Origin of the sequence: Halolamina pelagica (assembly GCF_900115675.1) — an archaeon.
GTDB classification, from domain to species: Archaea; Halobacteriota; Halobacteria; order Halobacteriales; family Haloferacaceae; genus Halolamina; species Halolamina pelagica.
In genome coordinates this window covers 114,458-131,429 of record NZ_FOXI01000005.1, presented here as the reverse complement: position 1 = coordinate 131,429, position 16,972 = coordinate 114,458, and the positions used below count along the sequence as shown (strand labels likewise).

Sequence of the window (16,972 nt, the reverse complement as noted above, 5' to 3'; positions counted from 1 at the left end):
GAGACATGCCGACCGCTGGAGACACCGACCTCGACACGCCGGCGCTCGCGCTGCTGTGGGCCGCCCGCGAGACGGGGCTGCTCGAGGCGCTCGTCCGTGGGTCCGGCGGCGCCGCCGAGGCCGCCGACGCCGCGGGCGTCACGGAGCGTGCGGCCACGATCGTCGTCGACGCGCTGATCGAACTCGACTTCCTGCACCGCGTGGGCGACGCCGTCGAACCCACCAACCGCGCGCTTGGGCTGCTCGCGACGCGGGATCTGCGGTCGATCGGGCGGGTCCCGACCGCACTCGACCGCTTCGACGCCTACGTCGCCCTCCCGCGGACGATGGGGAGCGGCGTCCCGCCGATCGAGGCCGACCCCGAGACACTGATCCGCCACCGCCTGGGCGCCGCCGAGGCGGTCGACGACGCGACCGTGGCAGCGACCGTCGACGCCGCGCTGGCGGCGAACCCGGACGCGGATCGGGCACTCGTCGTCGCCGACGGCCCCGGCCGGCACGCCCGCGCACTCGCCGACCGGGGGCTGGACGTGACGCTGCTCGAAGGGGCGACCGTGGCCGCGGCCGTCCAACCGCTGCTCGAACGGAAGCGCGTGGCCCTCGAGACCGGCAGCCTCGCCGACGTGGAGCCGACGTTCGACCTCGTGCTCACCGTCGACGCGGCGTGGCGCCAGTCCGCCGAGGAGAACCGCTTCACGACGCTCGGGATCGCCGACGCGCTCGTTCCCGGCGGCGCGGCCGTCTGTGTCGAACCGCTCCGGGACCGCTCGGGCGCCGCCGTCGCCGTCGCGGCGGCCGCACTCGCGACCGGGAACGGCCAGCCGTATCCGGAAGCGACGGTCCGCGAGTGGTTCGCCGACGCCGGCCTCGAAGCAGTCGAGACGAGCGAGGTGCCGGACACCCCGTATCAGGCTATCGCCGGACGGCTACCGGACGACGTATCGGGCGTCTGACGCACCGCCGAGTTCAAATAGCCCCATCACGGACTCGCGGGTATGGATCCCGCGGTGCTCCGGGACGACATGGTCGACGGGCTGGAACACAGCCTCGGCCGCCCGCTCCCGGAGGAGATCGGGCTCGCGATGCGGACGGTGCCGCGTCGGGAGTTCGTCGAAGACGCCCCCTACGACAACCGGCCGTCGACGGTCGACGGCGCCGTCACGCTCGCCCCGGGCACGGTCGCCCGCCTCCTGACCGCGCTCGACCCCCGAGAGGGCGACGACGCGCTGGTGGTCGGCGCCGGCGCCGGCTACACCGCCGCCGTGCTCGCGGAGATACTCGGCGGTCGCCACGTCCACGCCCTCGACATCGCGCGGCCGCAGGTGTACCGCGCCCGCTCGAACCTCGACGCCGCCGACTACGGCGGGGTGCTCGTCGACTGTCGCGAGGGGTCGACCGGCCTCCCGGAGTACGCGCCCTACGATCGGATTCTGGTCGAGGCCGCCGCCGTCGAACCCCCGAGCGACCTGCTCGACCAGTTGGCCGACGGCGGTCGGCTGGTGATCCCGAAGGGGAACACCGACCAGACGCTCGTCGCCGTCACGCGCGACGACGACGCGCCCGACGGCTACCGGCGCGTCGACGAGCGGGGGCCGGTCCGGTTCGCGCCGCTGCTGGTCGACGGCGAACAGCCCGGCGTCACCCGCAACCGGACCCGCCGCGAGGACCGCGAACACGCCCAGCGAGGCGCCTCGCCCGGCTGGGAGCACGAGTGGCTCGACTGGGACGAGCGCCTCTCGGGGCGGAAGCGCAGCGACGGCGCGCCCAACTGGGGCGACTACGGCGATCGGCGGTAGGGCGACGAGCGGGCCACTTCTCGAGGGGCTACGCCGGTCAGTGCCGGCCCGACGAGCAGGTAGCGTGGGAGCGACCGCTGCCACGGTACCGCCCCGCTCTCGACCGCCGGGCGGTCGGACTGACTCACCCCTGAATCACCAGCACGTGGCTGTTCTCGCGGCGGTCGACGTACGACCCGCCCGCCGGCGGCTTCACGTCGAGCGTCAGCGTTCCCTCCGCTTGGTTCGCCCCGAGCTGTGGGTCGACGGAGACGGTCGCGGTGCCGTCCGCACCGGTTTTGGCCGTGGCGACGCCGTCGAGGCTCGCGGTGCCGCCGTCGACGATGACCGTCGCGCCCGAGACCGGGTCGCCCTCGGCGTCGACGACCCGCAACGTCAGCTCCTGTGGCCCCGCCTCTACCACCTCCGGGGTCGGGCGGACGTCGACCTCGGCGGCCGCGAGCCCGCCGACGCCGTTGACCAGGTTCAGCATCACGCTCAGACAGGCCGCGCCGACGACCAGCGAGACGACGAGGCGCACCGGCAGCCCCTCGATCGCCCGCTGGTCCTCCCGGAGCGGGGCGAGTCGGTCGACGACGGTGCCTCGAACGCGGCTCGGATCGAGCATGGGGTGGCTGGTCCCGTCATCGCACTTGAATCGCCGGGCGAGAACTCAAGGGGGGTCGCGCAGCCACCGCCGGTATGCACGTCGTCGGACGCGAGCGAGAGCCACGGCCGGGCTGCGAGTCGTCGGCGCCGTCCGGCCACCTCGGGCGCTATCTCGCCCGGGACGGGAGCGTCGGCGCAACCGTCCGGATCGACCTCGATCGGCCACACGCGGGGCTCGTCGTCGGGAAGCGCGGCGCCGGGAAGTCACACACGCTCGGCGTGCTCGCGGAGGCGACCGCGCGAGCCCGCGGCGTCGCGCCCGTCGTCGTCGATCCGATGGGGGCGTTCACAGGGCTGGCGAGCGATTCGGTCGACGGCGAGGCCGTCCCGGCGCGCGTGATCGACGCCCCGCGGATCCGCGCCGACGCCGTCCCCGCGTCGGAGTGGCCGGCGCTGGTCGGCCTCGACCCCGCGGACGGGCCGGGCGCGCTGGTCTGGGAGGCCGCCGCGTCGGCGTCGACGCTCGCGGGGATGCTCGAACGCGTGAACGCGGCGGACGGTCGGCGGGCGGTCCGTCGCGCGGCGGCGAACCACCTGGGCCGAGCGCGGGAGTGGGGGATCTTCGGTTCGGACGGGCTGGATCCGGACGACCTGTTCGGGCCCGCGACGACCGTGCTCGAGCTGTCGGGGATCGACGACGCGCCGACCAGCGCCGTTATCGGCGCCGTGGCGCGGCTGCTCTACGACGCTCGGGCGGGCGACGACCCCGCACCGCGACTGCCCTGGCTGTTCGTCGACGAGGCCCACGTCGCCGTCGACGGCGTCGCCGGATCGGCGCTCCGGACGCTGCTGACTCGGGGACGGGCACCGGGCGTCTCGCTGGTGCTGGCGACGCAGCGTCCTGCGGCGCTCCCGGCCGTAGCGGCGTCACAGGCCGACCTTCTGGTCGCCCACCGGCTCACGAGCGAAGCCGATATCGACGCGCTGGAACGGGCGAGCCCGACGTACCTGTCGGGCACGGTCGGGGAGCGGCTCCCGAGCGGCCGGGGCGAGGCGCTGATCGTCGACGACGGGACGGAGTCGACGCACACGATCCGGGTTCGGGAACGCCACACCCCCCACGGCGGCCACACGCCGCGGGCGAGCGGGGTGACGATGGAGGGGCAGCCGGACCGAAGGGAAAGCGACAGGTACGAGCGGTCGAACGTGGAACCGTGAGTCGCTCTGATGACCGAGCCGGGGGGGCCTGGGACGAGGGCACGCCGACGCTCCGCGAGCGGTTCAGGCTGGCCGTCCGACAGAACCCGATCCGTGGCGTCGGGATCCTGTTGTTGCTCCTGCTCGCGCTGGTGTTCTTCGTCGCCACCGCCGTCGAGTTCCGGGCGGTCGAGTCGATGGTGATCCTCAGTGTCGGCGTGCTGGCACTCGCCGTCGTGCTCGGCGGGATCGGCGCGGTGACGCTGTTGATGCGCCGGGAGTAGGCGGGGGCGCGATCAGGCGAGACGCTCGCGGGCGAGCGTCCGCCGGATTCGTCCGGCGAGCGGTTGGAGCGCGTCGACCTCGGCGATCTCGGCGAGCGCGTCTTCGAACGCCGAGGCGGTGCCGGCAACGAACGTCCCCTCGCTGGCGGGACTGTCGCCGCGCCCGCCGGCGACGTTCTCGGGCGACGGGCGCTCCCCGGCGCCGGCTGCGACGAGGACCCCGTAGTCCGCACCGATAGCTGCGAGTCGCTCGCGGATGGGTTCGTTGAGGCCGGTCGTGCGGAACGACAGCGTCGCCGCCTCGCCGGGTTCGACGCCGTTGTGGCCGCGGAGGCCGACGTTTCGCTCGACCTCGCGTGCGGCGACGTTCGGGAGGCTCGCGGCGTCCCCGTCGGCGTCGCCGGCGTTGGCGCGGTCGCCGTCGCCGAGGAACGCCGCGACCGCGACCACGTCGGCCGTCTCGGGCACGTCGTGGGTGCGGACGATGTCGGCGCCGCGCTCGACCTCCATCGTCGCCGCCGCGAGACTGACCGCGAGCTGGTCCTCGGTCTCCGGGCGATCGGCGACGACGCCGAGGAAGTCCTCCCGGTTGGTCGCGGTCAGCATCGGCCGGCCGAACGCGCGGAACTCCCGGAGCCGGCGGAACATCTCCCAGTTGTCCTCGTGGGTCTTCTCGTCGTACCAGCCGCCGAAGGCCGGGTCGATGATCGTCTTCTCGGTGAAGCCGCCGCGTTCGAGGGCGGCGAAGCAGTCGTCGATGGACTTCAGGTGGCCGGGGGACTGGATGTCCGGCGGCGACGCCATCTTCACGACCGCGGCGTCGTGCTTCTCGCACACGTCAGGCATGTCGGGGTCCGCGAAGCCGCACACGTCGTTCACCATGTCGAAGCCGCCGTCGAGGGCGGCGTCGGCGACCTCGGCGTAGCGCGTCTCGATCGACCAGACCGCGTCGCAGTCGGCGCGGTCGACGACCTCGAGCGCCCGATCGAGGCGGTCGAGTTCGGTGTCGACGGCCTGCCACGGGTTCTTGGGGTTCGAGGACTGGAGCCCCACGTCGATGATGTCGGCGCCCTCGGTCGCCATCTGCTCGGCGTGCTCGACCGCGCCGTCCACGTCGCCCCAAGTGCTGGGGTCGTAGTTGGACTCGACGCTCATGTTCAGCACGCCCATGATCCGCGGGGGGTGGCCGTCCCCGACGGGGAGGCCGGCGATGTCGACGTGGTTCATGGTTCAGCGTCCGGCGGCGCGGGCTAAAGCGTGCTGGAACCGGCCCCCGGCCCGCTGTCGGTATCGTCGTCCCCCCGGGCGAGTGCCGGTCCCGATGGGTTCAACACCGGCCGGCGACCACCACCGAGCGTGATCGACGACGCGCTCGGCGACCGGTCGCTCGTGGTCGTCTCGAACCGCGAGCCGTACGTCCACGGGTACGCCGACGGCGAGCCGACGGTCGAGCGTCCCGCGGGCGGGCTCGTCACTGCACTGGACGGCGTCGTCGCCGAGACCGGCGGGACGTGGGTCGCGTGGGGGAGCGGCGACGCCGACTTCGACCCCGCAGTCGCCCCTGACGGCGAGGTCGAACTGCCGCCGGAGTCGACGGCACAGGACGACGACGACCGCCCGGGCTACACGCTCGCCCGGCTCGACCTCCCCCGCCGGCTGGTCGAGAACTACTACTACGGCTACAGCAACCAGGTGCTCTGGCCGATCTGTCACCTCGAAGCCGACCCGGTGACCGTCGACCCGGAGTTCTGGCCAGCGTACCGCGAAGCCAACCGCCGGTTCGCCGAGCGGGCGGTCGACGCGGACCCGGACCTGGTCTGGTTCCAGGACTACCACCTCGGGCTGGCGCCGAAGTACGTCCGGGAGGCCAGACCGGACGCGCGGCTGGTCCAGTTCTGGCACGTCCCCTGGCCCACGCCCGACTTCTTCGAGATCTGCCCGCAAGCGACCGAACTGCTCCGCGGACTGTTGGGCAACGACGCGGTCGGCTTCCACCTGGAGCGCTACGCCGCGAACTTCCGGGACTGCGTGGCGCGGTTCGTCCCCGAGGCCGAGGTGACCGACTCGGGGATCCGCTACGACGGGCGGACCGTTGCGGCGTACGCGTCGCCCATCGGCATCGACACCGAGCGCGTGGCAGCGAACGCCCGGAGCGACGCCGCAGCCCATTACTGGGACCGCATCACCGACCGGTACGACCTCGACCCCGACCGGCCGGTCGTCCTGGGCGTCGACCGCCTCGACTACACGAAGGGCGTGGTGGAACGCCTCGACGCGCTCTCGCACCTGTTGGAGACGAACCCGGAACTGGCGGGCGAGTTCACGTACGTCCAGAAGGGAACCCGGACCCGCGAGGGGATCCCGGCCTATCGGCGCTACTACGACGCGGTCCGGGACCGGATCGCGGAACTGGACCGGGTCCACGGCACGGACGACTGGACGCCCGCGGTGTACATCGAGGACGACGTCGACGACCGCGAACTCGCGGGGCTGTACCGCAACGCCGACGTGGCGGTGGTGAGCTCCCGGCGGGACGGCATGAACCTCGTCGCGAAGGAGTTCGTCGCCGCACAGGGCCGGCCGTTCCCAAACGCCGGTCTCGCACAGGCAAAGGGGCTCGAGTCACCCAACCGCGACCGGGTGCCGGGCGCGCTCGTGCTCAGTCGCTTCGTCGGCGCCGCCGAGTCGCTCTGTCCCGCGGCGCTCCCGGTGAACCCCTACGACGTGTCGACGTTCGCCGAGACGATCCGGACGGCACTCGGGATGGGCGAACCCGAGCGGCACGACCGGATGGAGTCGCTGCAGGCGTCGGTTCGGGAGGAGGACATCGACGCGTGGCTCGCGACGCAGCTCGACGTGCTGGCGGGGGCGTCGCAGGTGGCTGCCGCCGACGACTGATTCGGCGGTCTACTGGATGACCGGTCGGTAGCACGCGATCGGAACGGGAAGAGAACTGGGAGGGCTCGCTCGAAGCAAGCTTCTCGCTCGCCGTTCGAGTTCAGCAGAAGACGCCCGGAGCGGGATTTGAACCCGCGTCACAACCGTGACAGGGTTGTATGATGGGCCACTACACCATCCGGGCACGCTGCCTCGCTGCACTCAATCGTACCGCCGTGTTGTAAATAAGGCTTGCCATCCGTCGCCGCCGTGCGACGCCACCCCGTGACGCGACCGCGCCCGGTCGTCGACGGCGACGGGTGCCAACGCCTCGCGCACGCGCAACCTACATTAGCAAGCGTTATGTGCCGCCGGCTAAAATACAGCCGTAGTATCTCGTGACCGATTCTCTGAACGCCCAACACCTATGGTAGACGTAAGCCAACACGAACTGGTTCCGGAGCACACACTCCTCGACGAGCCCGAGATCGAGGACGTGCTGGAGGAGTACCAAGTGAAGAAGACGAACCTACCCAAAATCAAGCGCAGGGATCCCGCCCTGCCGAAGGAGGCAGAGCCCGGCGACGTCGTCCGCATCGAGCGCGACTCGCGAACCACTGACACCGCCGTCGTCTATCGGCTGGTGGTGCAATAATGGACCGAGAGAGTCGCCGCGCAGTCTCCCGGGAGTACTTCTCCCAGGAGCGACTGGCGGAGCACCACTTCCGGTCGTTCAACAACTTCCTCGACCGGGGCATGCAGGACGTCGTCGACGAGAAGGAGACCATCGGCACCGACATCGGCGACAAGGAAGGACAGGAGCCCGTCTGGGTCGAACTCGGCGACGTCCGCATCCTGACGCCGCGAGTTCGGGAAGCCGACGGCTCCGAGGAACTGCTCTACCCGCAGGAGGCCCGCCTGCGGAACATCACCTACGCCGCCCCCGTGTTCATGGAGATGTCCATCGTCCGGGGCGGCGAGGACGAGCCCGAGGAGGTCGTCGACCAGACCGAGACCAAGGTCGGCCGGATGCCGATCATGGTCGGCTCGAACAAATGCAACATCGACGGGTTCTCCGACGACGAACTGATCGACATCGGTGAGGACCCCGTCGACCCCGGCGGCTACTTCATCGTCAACGGCTCCGAGCGCGTGCTGATGACCAGCGAGGACCTGGCGCCGAACAAGATCCTCGCGGAGCACGACACCAAGTACGGCGACGACATCCAGGTGGCCAAGACGTTCTCCCAGCGCCGTGGCTACCGCGCGCTCGTGCTCTGTGAGCGCAACCGCGAGGGGCTGCTCGAGGTCAGCTTCCCCTCCGTCTCCGGCTCGGTGCCGTTCGTGACGCTGGTCCGTGCGCTCGGGCTGGAGTCCGACGAGGAGATCGTCCACCGCGTCTCGGAGGACCCCGAGATCGTGAAGTTCATGCTGGAGAACCTGGAGGAGGCCGACGTCCAGACCGAGGAGGAGGCGATCGAAACCCTCGGGAAGCGCGTCGCCTCGGGCCAGGGGAAGAACTACCAGCTCAAGCGGGCGAACTACGTCATCGACCGCTACCTCCTGCCGCACCTCCACGAGGAGGGCGTCGAGGAGGAGGACGTGCGCATCAACAAGGCGTACTACCTCTGCCGGATGGCCGAGGCCTGCTTCGAGCTCGCGCTCGGGCGCCGCGACTCCGACGACAAGGACCACTACTCCAACAAGCGCCTCAAGGTCAGCGGCGACCTGATGAAGGACCTGTTCCGGACCGCGCTGAACAAGCTCTCCCGGGACGTGAAGTACCAGCTCGAACGCGCCAACATGCGCAACCGCGACCTCAGCGTCAACACGGTCGTCCGGTCGGACGTGCTCACCGAGCGCCTGGAGCACCCGATCGCGACCGGGAACTGGGTCGGCGGCCGCTCGGGCGTCTCCCAGCTGGTCGACCGGACCGACTACATGGGCGTGCTCAGCCACCTGCGACGGCTGCGCTCGCCGCTGAGTCGCTCCCAGCCTCACTTCGACGCGCGTGACCTGCACGCCACCCAGTGGGGACGCATCTGTCCCTCCGAGACCCCGGAGGGGCCGAACTGTGGGCTGGTGAAGAACTTCGCCCAGGCGATGGAGCTCTCCCAACACGTCGACGACGAGCGCGAACTGAAGCGCGAACTCGACGAGATGGGCGTCGAGGGCATCCCCGGTATCGAGGGCGTCGAACGAGCAACACCCGCGGACGACTGAGATGGCAGGAAAACAAGAACGGCCTGCGAAGGTCTACGTCAACGGCAGCCTCGTGGGGACCCACCCGGACCCCGAGGAACTGGCAGCACAGATCCGAGAGTCCCGCCGCAGCGGCGAGGTCAGCGAGATGGTCAACGTCGCGGTCAAGGACCGCACCCGCGAGGTCATCGTCAACGCGGACTCCGGCCGCGCGCGACGGCCGCTGATCGTCGTCGACGACGGCGAGCCGCGACTGACCGACGAGCACATCGAGGCCGTCGAGAACGACGAACTCGAGTTCGACGACCTCGTCGACCGCGGGATCATCGAGTTCATCGACGCCGAGGAGGAGGAGGACATCCTCGTCGCCGTCGACGAGGGTGACATCACCGAGAACCACACCCACCTCGAGGTCGACCCCCAGCTCATCTTCGGCATCGGCGCCGGGATGATCCCCTACCCCGAGCACAACGCGTCGCCGCGTATCACGATGGGTGCCGGGATGATGAAGCAGTCACTCGGGCTCCCGAGCGCGAACTACCGGATCCGGCCCGACACGCGCCAGCACCTCCTGCACTACCCGCAGCTGTCGATGGTCAAGACGCAGACCACCGAACAGATCGGGTTCGACGAGCGCCCCGCGGCCCAGAACTTCACGGTCGCGGTCATGTCCTACGAGGGGTTCAACATCGAGGACGCGCTGGTCATGAACCAGGGCTCGGTCGAGCGCGGCCTCGCCCGCTCGCACTTCTTCCGCACCTACGAGGGTGAGGAGCGACGCTACCCCGGCGGCCAGGAGGACCGCTTCGAGACGCCCTCGCAGGACGTGCGCGGCGCACGCGGCGAGGACGCCTACACTCACCTCGACGAGGACGGCCTGGTCAACCCCGAGACGAGGGTCGACGAGAGCTCGGTGCTGCTCGGCAAGACCTCGCCGCCACGGTTCCTCGAGGAGCAGGAGGACCTCGGCGGCCTGTCGCCCCAGAAGCGCCGCGAGACCTCGGTCACGATGCGCTCCGGCGAGGACGGCATCGTCGACACGGTCACGCTGATGGAGGGCGAGGACGGCTCGAAGCTCTCGAAGGTCTCCGTGCGGGACGAGCGGATCCCCGAGCTCGGGGACAAGTTCGCGTCCCGGCACGGCCAGAAGGGCGTCATCGGCCACCTCGCACCCCAGGAGGACATGCCGTTCACCGAGGAGGGGCTGATCCCCGACCTCGTGATGAACCCCCACGCGCTCCCGTCACGGATGACCGTGGGCCACGTGCTGGAGATGCTCGGCGGCAAGGTCGGCTCGCTCGAGGGCCGGCGTGTCGACGGCACGCCGTTCCAGGGCGAGGGCGAGGACAAGCTCCGGGACAGCCTCGAGGAGCACGGCTTCAAGTCCTCGGGCAAGGAAGTCATGTACTCCGGCGTCACCGGCGAGAAGATCGAGGCCGAGATCTTCGTCGGCACCATCTTCTACCACAAGCTGTACCACATGGTGAGCAACAAGCTGCACGCCCGCTCCCGCGGGCCGGTGCAGGTGCTCACCCGCCAGCCCACCGAAGGTCGCGCCCGCGAGGGTGGCCTGCGTGTGGGGGAGATGGAGCGCGAGGTGCTCATCGGCCACGGCGCCGCGATGGCGCTGAAGGAACGACTGCTCGACTCCTCGGACCGCGAGACGGTGTACATCTCGGAGGACACCGGGATGGTCGCGGTGGAGGACGTGGAGCAGCGCCGGGTGTACGACCCCGTCACGAAGGACGAGGACAACATCCACGAGTTGGAGGTCAGCTACGCGTTCAAGCTGCTGCTCGACGAGATGAAAGCGCTCGGCATCCGACCCAAACTCGAACTGGAGGACGCAGTATAAATGTCAATCTCAGGCTCACCCAAGGAGATCGGCAAGATCAGCTTCGGCCTGATGGACCCGGAGACGTACCGGGACATGAGTGCGACGAAGGTGATCACCGCCGACACGTACGACGACGACGGCTACCCCATCGACATGGGGCTCATGGACCCCCGACTGGGGGTCATCGACCCCGGGCTGGAGTGTCGGACCTGCGGCCAGCACTCCGGTTCGTGTAACGGCCACTTCGGGCACATCGAGCTCGCGGCGCCGGTGATCCACGTCGGCTTCGCGAAGCTGATCCGTCGCCTGCTGCGTGGCACGTGTCGGGAGTGCGGCCGGCTCTCCCTGACCGAGGACGAGCAGGAGGAGTTCGCCGACCGGCTCGAGCGCGCCAAGGAGCTCGGCGACGACCCCGACGACGTGCTGAAGGCGGCGATCCGGCAGGCCCGGAAGACCTCGCGGTGTCCGTACTGCGGCGAGACCCAGTACGACATCAAACACGAGAAGCCGACCACCTACTACGAGGTCCAGGACGTTCTGGCCGCGGAGTACTCCGAGATCATCGCCGAGGCGATGCAGCCCGACGAGGAGGAGGACGACGCCGGGATGGCCCCGACCGAACTCGCCGACGAGACCGGCATCGCGCTCGACCGGGTCAACGACATCCTCGGCGGCGAGTTCCGCCCGCGCGAGGAGGACCGCAAGGCGCTGGAGAAGGCGCTCGACATCGACCTCACCGAGGAGGACGAGAACAAGCTGATGCCCAGCGACATCCGGGACTGGTTCGAGGACATCCCGGACGAGGACCTGGCGAACATCGGCGTCAACCCCGAGACCTCCCGGCCCGAGTGGATGATCATGACGGTGCTGCCGGTGCCGCCGGTCACCACCCGCCCCTCGATCACGCTTGACAACGGCCAGCGCTCCGAGGACGACCTGACCCACAAGCTGGTCGACATCATCCGCATCAACCAGCGGTTCATGGAGAACCGCGAGGCGGGTGCGCCCCAGCTGATCATCGAGGACCTCTGGGAGCTGCTGCAGTACCACGTCACCACGTTCGTCGACAACGAGATCTCCGGGACGCCGCCGGCCCGGCACCGCTCCGGCCGGCCGCTGAAGACCCTCTCCCAGCGACTCAAGGGGAAGGAGGGTCGCTTCCGCGGCTCGCTGTCCGGGAAGCGCGTGAACTTCTCGGCGCGGACCGTCATCTCGCCGGACCCGACCCTCTCCCTGAACGAGGTCGGCGTCCCCGAGCGCGTCGCGCGGGAGATGACCCAGACGATGAACGTCTCCGAGCGCAACCTCGAGGAGGCGAAGACGTACGTCCGGAACGGCCCCGAGGGCCACCCCGGCGCCAACTACGTCAAGCGCCCCGACGGTCGCCGGCTGAAGGTGACCGAGAAGAACTGCGAGGAGCTCGCCGAGAAGGTCGAACCCGACTGGGAGGTCTCCCGACACCTGACCGACGGCGACATCATCGTGTTCAACCGACAGCCGTCGCTGCACCGGATGTCCATCATGGCCCACGAGGTGGTCGTGATGCCGTACAAGACGTTCCGGCTGAACACGACGGTCTGTACGCCGTACAACGCCGACTTCGACGGCGACGAGATGAACATGCACGCGCTCCAGAACGAGGAGGCGCGTGCCGAGGCCCGCGTGCTGATGCGGGTCCAGGAACAGATGCTCAGCCCGCGCTTCGGTGAGAACATCATCGGCGCGATCCAGGACCACATCAGTGGCACCTACCTGCTGACTCGGAACAACCCGACGTTCACCGAGAACCAGGCGCTGGACCTGCTGCGTGCGACCAGCGTCGACGAGCTCCCCGAGCCCGACGGCGAGGAGGACGGGCAGCCGGTCTGGGAGGGCCGGACCGTGTTCTCCGAACTCCTGCCGGACGACCTCAACCTCGAGTTCCGCTCCGAGGCCGACGACGAGGTCGTCATCGACGACGGCCAGCTCCTGCAGGGCACCATCGACGAGGGCGCCATCGGCGCCTTCGGCGGCGACATCGTCGACACCATCACGAAGGATTACTCGAAGACGCGCGCCCGGGTGTTCGTCAACGAGGTGGCGACGCTCGCGATGCGCTCGATCATGCACTTCGGGTTCTCGATCGGGATCGACGACGAGTCGATCCCGCCGGAGGCGAGCGAGCAGGTCGACGAGGCCATCGACGACGCCCACGAGCGCATCGACGAGCTGATCGAGACGTACCGGGCGGGCGATCTGAACTCGATCCCCGGCCGGACCGTCGACGAGACGCTCGAACTCAAGATCATGCAGACGCTGGGCAAGGCGCGTGACTCCGCCGGGGAGATCGCCGACGACCACTTCGCCGACGACAACCCGGCCGTGGTCATGGCCCAGTCCGGCGCGCGTGGGTCGATGCTGAACCTGACCCAGATGGCCGGCTCCGTCGGCCAGCAGACCGTCAGCGGCGAGCGCATCAACCGCGGCTACGAGGGCCGCACCCTCAGCCACTTCGAGCCGGGCGACCTCTCGGCGAAACCCCACGGATTCGTCGAGAACTCCTACCGCTCCGGCCTCACCCCGCGGGAGTTCTTCTTCCACGCGATGGGTGGCCGCGAGGGGCTGGTCGACACGGCAGTCCGGACCTCCAAGTCCGGCTACCTCCAGCGCCGACTGATCAACGCGCTCTCGGAACTCGAGGCACAGTACGACGGCACCGTCCGGGACACCTCCGGCACCGTCGTCCAGTTCGAGTTCGGCGAGGACGGCACCTCGCCGGTGAAAGTCTCCTCCGACGAGGACGACCCCGTCAACGTGGAGGCGATCACCCAGCGCGTGCTGGACAAGGAGTTCAGCAGCGAGGAGCAGAAGGCCCGCTTCCTCGGCGAGCAGACCCAGGAGACCAACCTCTCGGAGTTCGCCGGTCCCGGCCTGAACAAGGCGGGACAGGGGGTAAGCGATGACTGACGCCGAGGCGCTCCCCGAGAGCTTCGAGCACGTCGACGAGGCGACCGAGGCGCTGGTCGAGGACACCGAGCTCCCGCGCCGACTGAAGGACCGCATCTACGGCGCCATCGAGGAGAACGAGGGCGCGACCGCCGAGGAGATCGAGGAGATCGTCAAGGCCGTGGTCGCCCGGTACGAGGACACCCGCGTCGACGCGCTCGACCCCGTCGGGACGGTGTCGGCGCAGTCGATCGGCGAACCGGGGACCCAACTCACGATGAACACGTTCCACTTCGCGGGCGTCGCGGAGATCGACGTGACACAGGGGCTGCCCCGGCTGATCGAGCTCGTCGACGCCCGGAAGACGCCGGACACGCCGACGATGACCGTCCACCTCGAGGAGGAGTACGCGACCGACCGCGACAAGGCCCGCGAGGTCGTCTGGCAGATCGAGGCCACCAAGATCCTCGCGCTCGGGAACGTCTCGACCAACGTCGCGGACATGCAGGTCACCATCGACCTCAACGAGGAGACCCTCCAGAAGCGCTGGCCCACCTACGACGACGTGGGCGAGATCGCCGAGGAGATCCAGGACACCATCGAGAGCGAACTCAAGGTCGCGACCAAGCGCAAGGGCACGACCATCGCCTTCGGCCCCGAGCAGCCCAGCTACCGCGAGCTGCTCCAACTGGTCGAGGAGCTCCGCGAGGTCGTGTTCAAGGGGATCGAGGAGGTCTCCCGCGTCGTGATCCGCAAGGAGGAGCTCGAGGACCGCGACGAGGAGGAGTTCGTCCTCTACACCGAGGGGTCGGCCTTCGGCGACGTGCTCGAGATCGAGGGCGTCGACACCTCCCGGTCGACGTGTAACAACATCCACGAGATCAACGAGGAACTCGGGATCGAGGCCGCCCGCGAGACCATCATCAACGAGACCCACGAGACGCTGGCCGAACAGGGGCTCGACGACGTGAACGTCCGGCACCTGATGCTGGTGGCGGACATCATGACCAACCCCGGCACCATCGAGTCGATCGGCCGCCACGGCATCTCGGGGTCCAAGGACTCCGTGCTCGCCCGCGCGGCGTTCGAGGTCACGGTGAACCACCTGCTCGACGCCGCCGTCCACGGCGAGGTCGACGACCTCGACGGCGTCATCGAGAACGTCATCGTCGGGAAGCCCGTCTCCATCGGGACCGGCGACGTGGACCTCCGTATGGGCTCGGGCAGCGCGATGAAGTCCGCCGACGACTGATGGATCGGCGCCGCCCACCGACGCAGCCGCCAGCCCGGAGGTGGCGTCGATGACGCTGACGCTGTCGGACGAGGCCCGGCAGTACATCGGCGCCTTCGCCGAGGTGACCGGCGTCACGCCGGTCGACTGCCTCGTCGACGACGACCGCGTGGTGTTCCTGATCCCGGCGGGCGAGATGGGGGCGGCGATCGGTCCCGACGGCCGGACGGTCGACGCCGTCGAGGAGCAGTTGGGGACCCGGGTCGACCTCGTCGAGGACGCCGACGAGCCGGCCGCGTTCGTCGCCAACTGCCTCGCGCCCGCGGCCGTGCGTAACGTCACCCTCTCGACGCAGGGCGGCAGCACCGTCGCGTACGTCGAGGTCGCCCAGGCCGACCGCGGGGTCGCCATCGGCGCCGACGGCGAGTCGATCGAGGCCGCCCGACGGCTGGCGGCCCGGCACTTCGACCTGGACGACGTGCAGTTGGCCTGAGTCGGGGCACTCGCCCCACGAAGCATTTATCCGGACCGTTCGACAGGAGACGTGGGTAACGGTCTCGTTCGCGGTGACGAACCGTGGCGAGGGGCCGGGGACGTTCGGTGTGAGCCTGTCGGACCCCCGCGTCCGGGTCGGATCTCGTGACTGCGAGCCTCGATGCGGGGGGAAACGGGAACTCAGCCCGTCGACGGTACGCTACGGGACGGGGGACGACGACCGCGTCTGGCTCGACTGGGGCGTCGACAGGTGGTCGACCGGGATTCCCGTGGCGGCGACCGAGACGCCGTCGTCGACCGAGCAGTGAAACGCGCTCAGATCCGATTAGCGATACCGCTAATCAGTTCTGCGCCCGTCCCGCCTCTCCGAAAGGGGACGCTTAAGTGGCTCCGTGGGGGAGTTGTGGTATGGCGAACGGCAAATACGCCGCGCGCAAACTCAAGAAGGACCGCCAGAAGCGGCGGTGGTCCGACTCGGAGTACGCGCGCCGAGAACGAGGACTGAAGGAGAAGTCCGACCCGCTCGAGGGAGCGCCCCAGGGTCGAGGGATCGTGCTGGAGAAGGTCGGCATCGAGGCGAAGCAGCCGAACTCGGCCATCCGGAAGTGCGTCCGGGTCCAGCTGATCAAGAACGGGAAGCAGGTCACGGCGTTCTGTCCCGGTGACGGCGCGATCTCGTTCATCGACGAGCACGACGAGGTCACCATCGCCGGGATCGGTGGCTCGAAGGGTCGTGCGATGGGTGACATCTCCGGTGTCAACTACAAGGTCGAGAAGGTCAACGGCGTGTCGCTGATCGAACTGGTTCGCGGGAACGCGGAGAAACCCGTCAGATGAGCGAGGAAGAAGCCGCCGAGGCCGAGACCGAGGAGGTCGACGCCGAGGCCGAGGAGGAGTCGTCCGCCACGGGCGCGAAGCTGTTCGGCGAGTGGGACGTGAGCGAGATCGAGTACTCCGACCCCTCGACCCAGAACTACCTCACCGTGACGCCCGTCGCACACACGATGGGTCGCCACGCCGGCAAGCAGTTCGAGAAGTCCGAGATCAGCGTGGTCGAGCGCCTGATCAACCGGCTGATGCAGACCGAGGACAACACCGGTCACAAACAGAAGACGACCCGCATCGTGCGGGACGCCTTCGACATCGTCCACGAGCAGACCGACGAGAACCCGGCGCAGGTGCTCGTCACGGCGGTCGAGAACGCCGCGCCGCGTGAGGAGACCGTCCGCCTGAAGTACGGCGGGATCTCGGTCCCGAAAGCCGTCGACGTGGCGCCCCAGCGCCGCGTCGACCAGGGCCTGAAGTTCATCGCGCAGGGCACGCTCAACGCCTCGCGAAACACGACGACGCCGGCTGCCGAGGCGCTCGCCCAGCAGCTGATCGGCGCCGCCGACTACGACGTGCAGGCGTACCCGATCTCCCAGAAGGAGGAGACCGAGCGCGTCGCGGCCGCGGCCCGCTAAGCGGTTCTCCCTCTCTCCGTTCTCCACGTGGGTAGCGGTGCCGCCGTTCGATCGGTGTTGCGGTGCGTTTTTGCGCT

At 69.4% G+C, this 16,972-nt stretch carries 16 protein-coding genes and 1 tRNA gene; 14 read left to right on the top strand and 3 right to left on the bottom strand.

The annotated features are described in order from the left end of the window. Positions 1–5 precede the first annotated feature (5 nt). Entirely contained in the window at positions 6–953 is a 948-nt protein-coding gene (locus BMZ83_RS08750; RefSeq protein WP_074877708.1) for a methyltransferase domain-containing protein, read from the top strand. A 42-nt stretch (positions 954–995) separates the two neighbouring features. Next, positions 996–1,796, top strand: a complete 801-nt coding sequence (locus BMZ83_RS08745; RefSeq protein ID WP_074877706.1) for a protein-L-isoaspartate O-methyltransferase family protein — start codon at positions 996–998, stop codon at positions 1,794–1,796. Positions 1,797–1,920: 124 nt separating this feature from the next. Here BMZ83_RS08745 and BMZ83_RS08740 read toward each other — a convergent pair whose 3' ends face one another. Then, positions 1,921–2,403, bottom strand: a complete 483-nt coding sequence (locus BMZ83_RS08740; protein ID WP_074877704.1) for an Ig-like domain-containing protein — start codon at positions 2,401–2,403, stop codon at positions 1,921–1,923. 74 nt (positions 2,404–2,477) lie between these two features. Here BMZ83_RS08740 and BMZ83_RS08735 point away from each other — a divergent pair, with 74 nt between their 5' ends. Beyond that, on the top strand, positions 2,478–3,602 hold the full coding sequence (locus BMZ83_RS08735) for an ATP-binding protein (RefSeq protein WP_074877702.1): 1,125 nt from the start codon (positions 2,478–2,480) through the stop codon (positions 3,600–3,602). Continuing rightward, positions 3,599–3,865: a hypothetical protein gene (locus BMZ83_RS08730; RefSeq protein ID WP_074877700.1), complete on the top strand. Its 267-nt coding sequence runs from the start codon at positions 3,599–3,601 to the stop codon at positions 3,863–3,865. The genes BMZ83_RS08735 and BMZ83_RS08730 overlap by 4 nt, the downstream gene beginning before the upstream one ends. Positions 3,866–3,877: 12 nt before the next feature. Here the strand turns inward: BMZ83_RS08730 and folP are convergent, their stop codons facing one another. Continuing rightward, positions 3,878–5,092 (bottom strand): dihydropteroate synthase, encoded by a 1,215-nt coding sequence (folP, locus tag BMZ83_RS08725; RefSeq protein WP_074877698.1) that lies wholly within the window; start codon positions 5,090–5,092, stop codon positions 3,878–3,880. Between the two features lie 129 nt (positions 5,093–5,221). On the opposite strand from folP, the gene BMZ83_RS08720 reads away from it, so the two are divergent. Beyond that, a complete protein-coding gene (locus BMZ83_RS08720; protein WP_074877694.1) occupies positions 5,222–6,763 on the top strand; it encodes an alpha,alpha-trehalose-phosphate synthase (UDP-forming) in 1,542 nt (513 codons plus the stop codon). 111 nt (positions 6,764–6,874) lie between these two features. On the opposite strand, the gene BMZ83_RS08715 is transcribed toward BMZ83_RS08720, so the two are convergent. Continuing rightward, positions 6,875–6,947, bottom strand: a tRNA-Asp gene (locus BMZ83_RS08715). A 222-nt stretch (positions 6,948–7,169) separates the two neighbouring features. On the opposite strand from BMZ83_RS08715, the gene BMZ83_RS08710 reads away from it, so the two are divergent. From BMZ83_RS08710 to BMZ83_RS08670, 9 genes are all read left to right on the top strand, one after another. Further along, complete coding sequence (locus tag BMZ83_RS08710; RefSeq protein ID WP_074877692.1) at positions 7,170–7,397, top strand: DNA-directed RNA polymerase subunit H; 228 nt, start codon at positions 7,170–7,172, stop codon at positions 7,395–7,397. Beyond that, the gene (locus BMZ83_RS08705) at positions 7,397–8,965 is read left to right on the top strand and encodes a DNA-directed RNA polymerase subunit B'' (protein WP_049979641.1); all 1,569 of its coding nucleotides are present in this window, start codon (positions 7,397–7,399) and stop codon (positions 8,963–8,965) included. The genes BMZ83_RS08710 and BMZ83_RS08705 overlap by 1 nt, the downstream gene beginning before the upstream one ends. A 1-nt stretch (position 8,966) precedes the next feature. Further along, positions 8,967–10,799: a DNA-directed RNA polymerase subunit B gene (gene rpoB, locus BMZ83_RS08700; RefSeq protein ID WP_074877690.1), complete on the top strand. Its 1,833-nt coding sequence runs from the start codon at positions 8,967–8,969 to the stop codon at positions 10,797–10,799. Further along, positions 10,800–13,727, top strand: a complete 2,928-nt coding sequence (locus BMZ83_RS08695) for a DNA-directed RNA polymerase subunit A' (RefSeq protein WP_074877687.1) — start codon at positions 10,800–10,802, stop codon at positions 13,725–13,727. Continuing rightward, a complete protein-coding gene (gene rpoA2, locus BMZ83_RS08690) occupies positions 13,720–14,958 on the top strand; it encodes a DNA-directed RNA polymerase subunit A'' (protein ID WP_074877685.1) in 1,239 nt (412 codons plus the stop codon). The genes BMZ83_RS08695 and rpoA2 overlap by 8 nt, the downstream gene beginning before the upstream one ends. Positions 14,959–15,007: 49 nt before the next feature. Continuing rightward, entirely contained in the window at positions 15,008–15,430 is a 423-nt protein-coding gene (locus BMZ83_RS08685; protein WP_074877683.1) for a NusA-like transcription termination signal-binding factor, read from the top strand. 109 nt (positions 15,431–15,539) lie between these two features. Then, positions 15,540–15,740: a hypothetical protein gene (locus BMZ83_RS08680; RefSeq protein ID WP_143076919.1), complete on the top strand. Its 201-nt coding sequence runs from the start codon at positions 15,540–15,542 to the stop codon at positions 15,738–15,740. 100 nt (positions 15,741–15,840) lie between these two features. Then, a complete protein-coding gene (locus BMZ83_RS08675; protein WP_049979636.1) occupies positions 15,841–16,269 on the top strand; it encodes a 30S ribosomal protein S12 in 429 nt (142 codons plus the stop codon). After that, a complete protein-coding gene (locus BMZ83_RS08670) occupies positions 16,266–16,895 on the top strand; it encodes a 30S ribosomal protein S7 (RefSeq protein ID WP_074877679.1) in 630 nt (209 codons plus the stop codon). The genes BMZ83_RS08675 and BMZ83_RS08670 overlap by 4 nt, the downstream gene beginning before the upstream one ends. The last annotated feature ends 77 nt before the right edge of the window (positions 16,896–16,972 follow it).

Excerpts from the sequence above, each read along its gene's own strand:
- rpoA2 (WP_074877685.1), top strand. The coding sequence starts at position 13,720 with ATGACTGACGCCGAGGCGCTCCCCGAGAGCTTCGAGCACGTCGACGAG.
- BMZ83_RS08750 (WP_074877708.1), top strand. The coding sequence starts at position 6 with ATGCCGACCGCTGGAGACACCGACCTCGACACGCCGGCGCTCGCGCTG.
- BMZ83_RS08745 (WP_074877706.1), top strand. The coding sequence starts at position 996 with ATGGATCCCGCGGTGCTCCGGGACGACATGGTCGACGGGCTGGAACAC.
- BMZ83_RS08685 (WP_074877683.1), top strand. The coding sequence starts at position 15,008 with ATGACGCTGACGCTGTCGGACGAGGCCCGGCAGTACATCGGCGCCTTC.
- rpoB (WP_074877690.1), top strand. The coding sequence starts at position 8,967 with ATGGCAGGAAAACAAGAACGGCCTGCGAAGGTCTACGTCAACGGCAGC.
- BMZ83_RS08710 (WP_074877692.1), top strand. The coding sequence starts at position 7,170 with ATGGTAGACGTAAGCCAACACGAACTGGTTCCGGAGCACACACTCCTC.
- BMZ83_RS08735 (WP_074877702.1), top strand. The coding sequence starts at position 2,478 with ATGCACGTCGTCGGACGCGAGCGAGAGCCACGGCCGGGCTGCGAGTCG.
- folP (WP_074877698.1), bottom strand. The coding sequence starts at position 5,092 with ATGAACCACGTCGACATCGCCGGCCTCCCCGTCGGGGACGGCCACCCC.
- BMZ83_RS08675 (WP_049979636.1), top strand. The coding sequence starts at position 15,841 with ATGGCGAACGGCAAATACGCCGCGCGCAAACTCAAGAAGGACCGCCAG.
- BMZ83_RS08705 (WP_049979641.1), top strand. The coding sequence starts at position 7,397 with ATGGACCGAGAGAGTCGCCGCGCAGTCTCCCGGGAGTACTTCTCCCAG.
- BMZ83_RS08740 (WP_074877704.1), bottom strand. The coding sequence starts at position 2,403 with ATGCTCGATCCGAGCCGCGTTCGAGGCACCGTCGTCGACCGACTCGCC.
- BMZ83_RS08670 (WP_074877679.1), top strand. The coding sequence starts at position 16,266 with ATGAGCGAGGAAGAAGCCGCCGAGGCCGAGACCGAGGAGGTCGACGCC.
- BMZ83_RS08695 (WP_074877687.1), top strand. The coding sequence starts at position 10,800 with ATGTCAATCTCAGGCTCACCCAAGGAGATCGGCAAGATCAGCTTCGGC.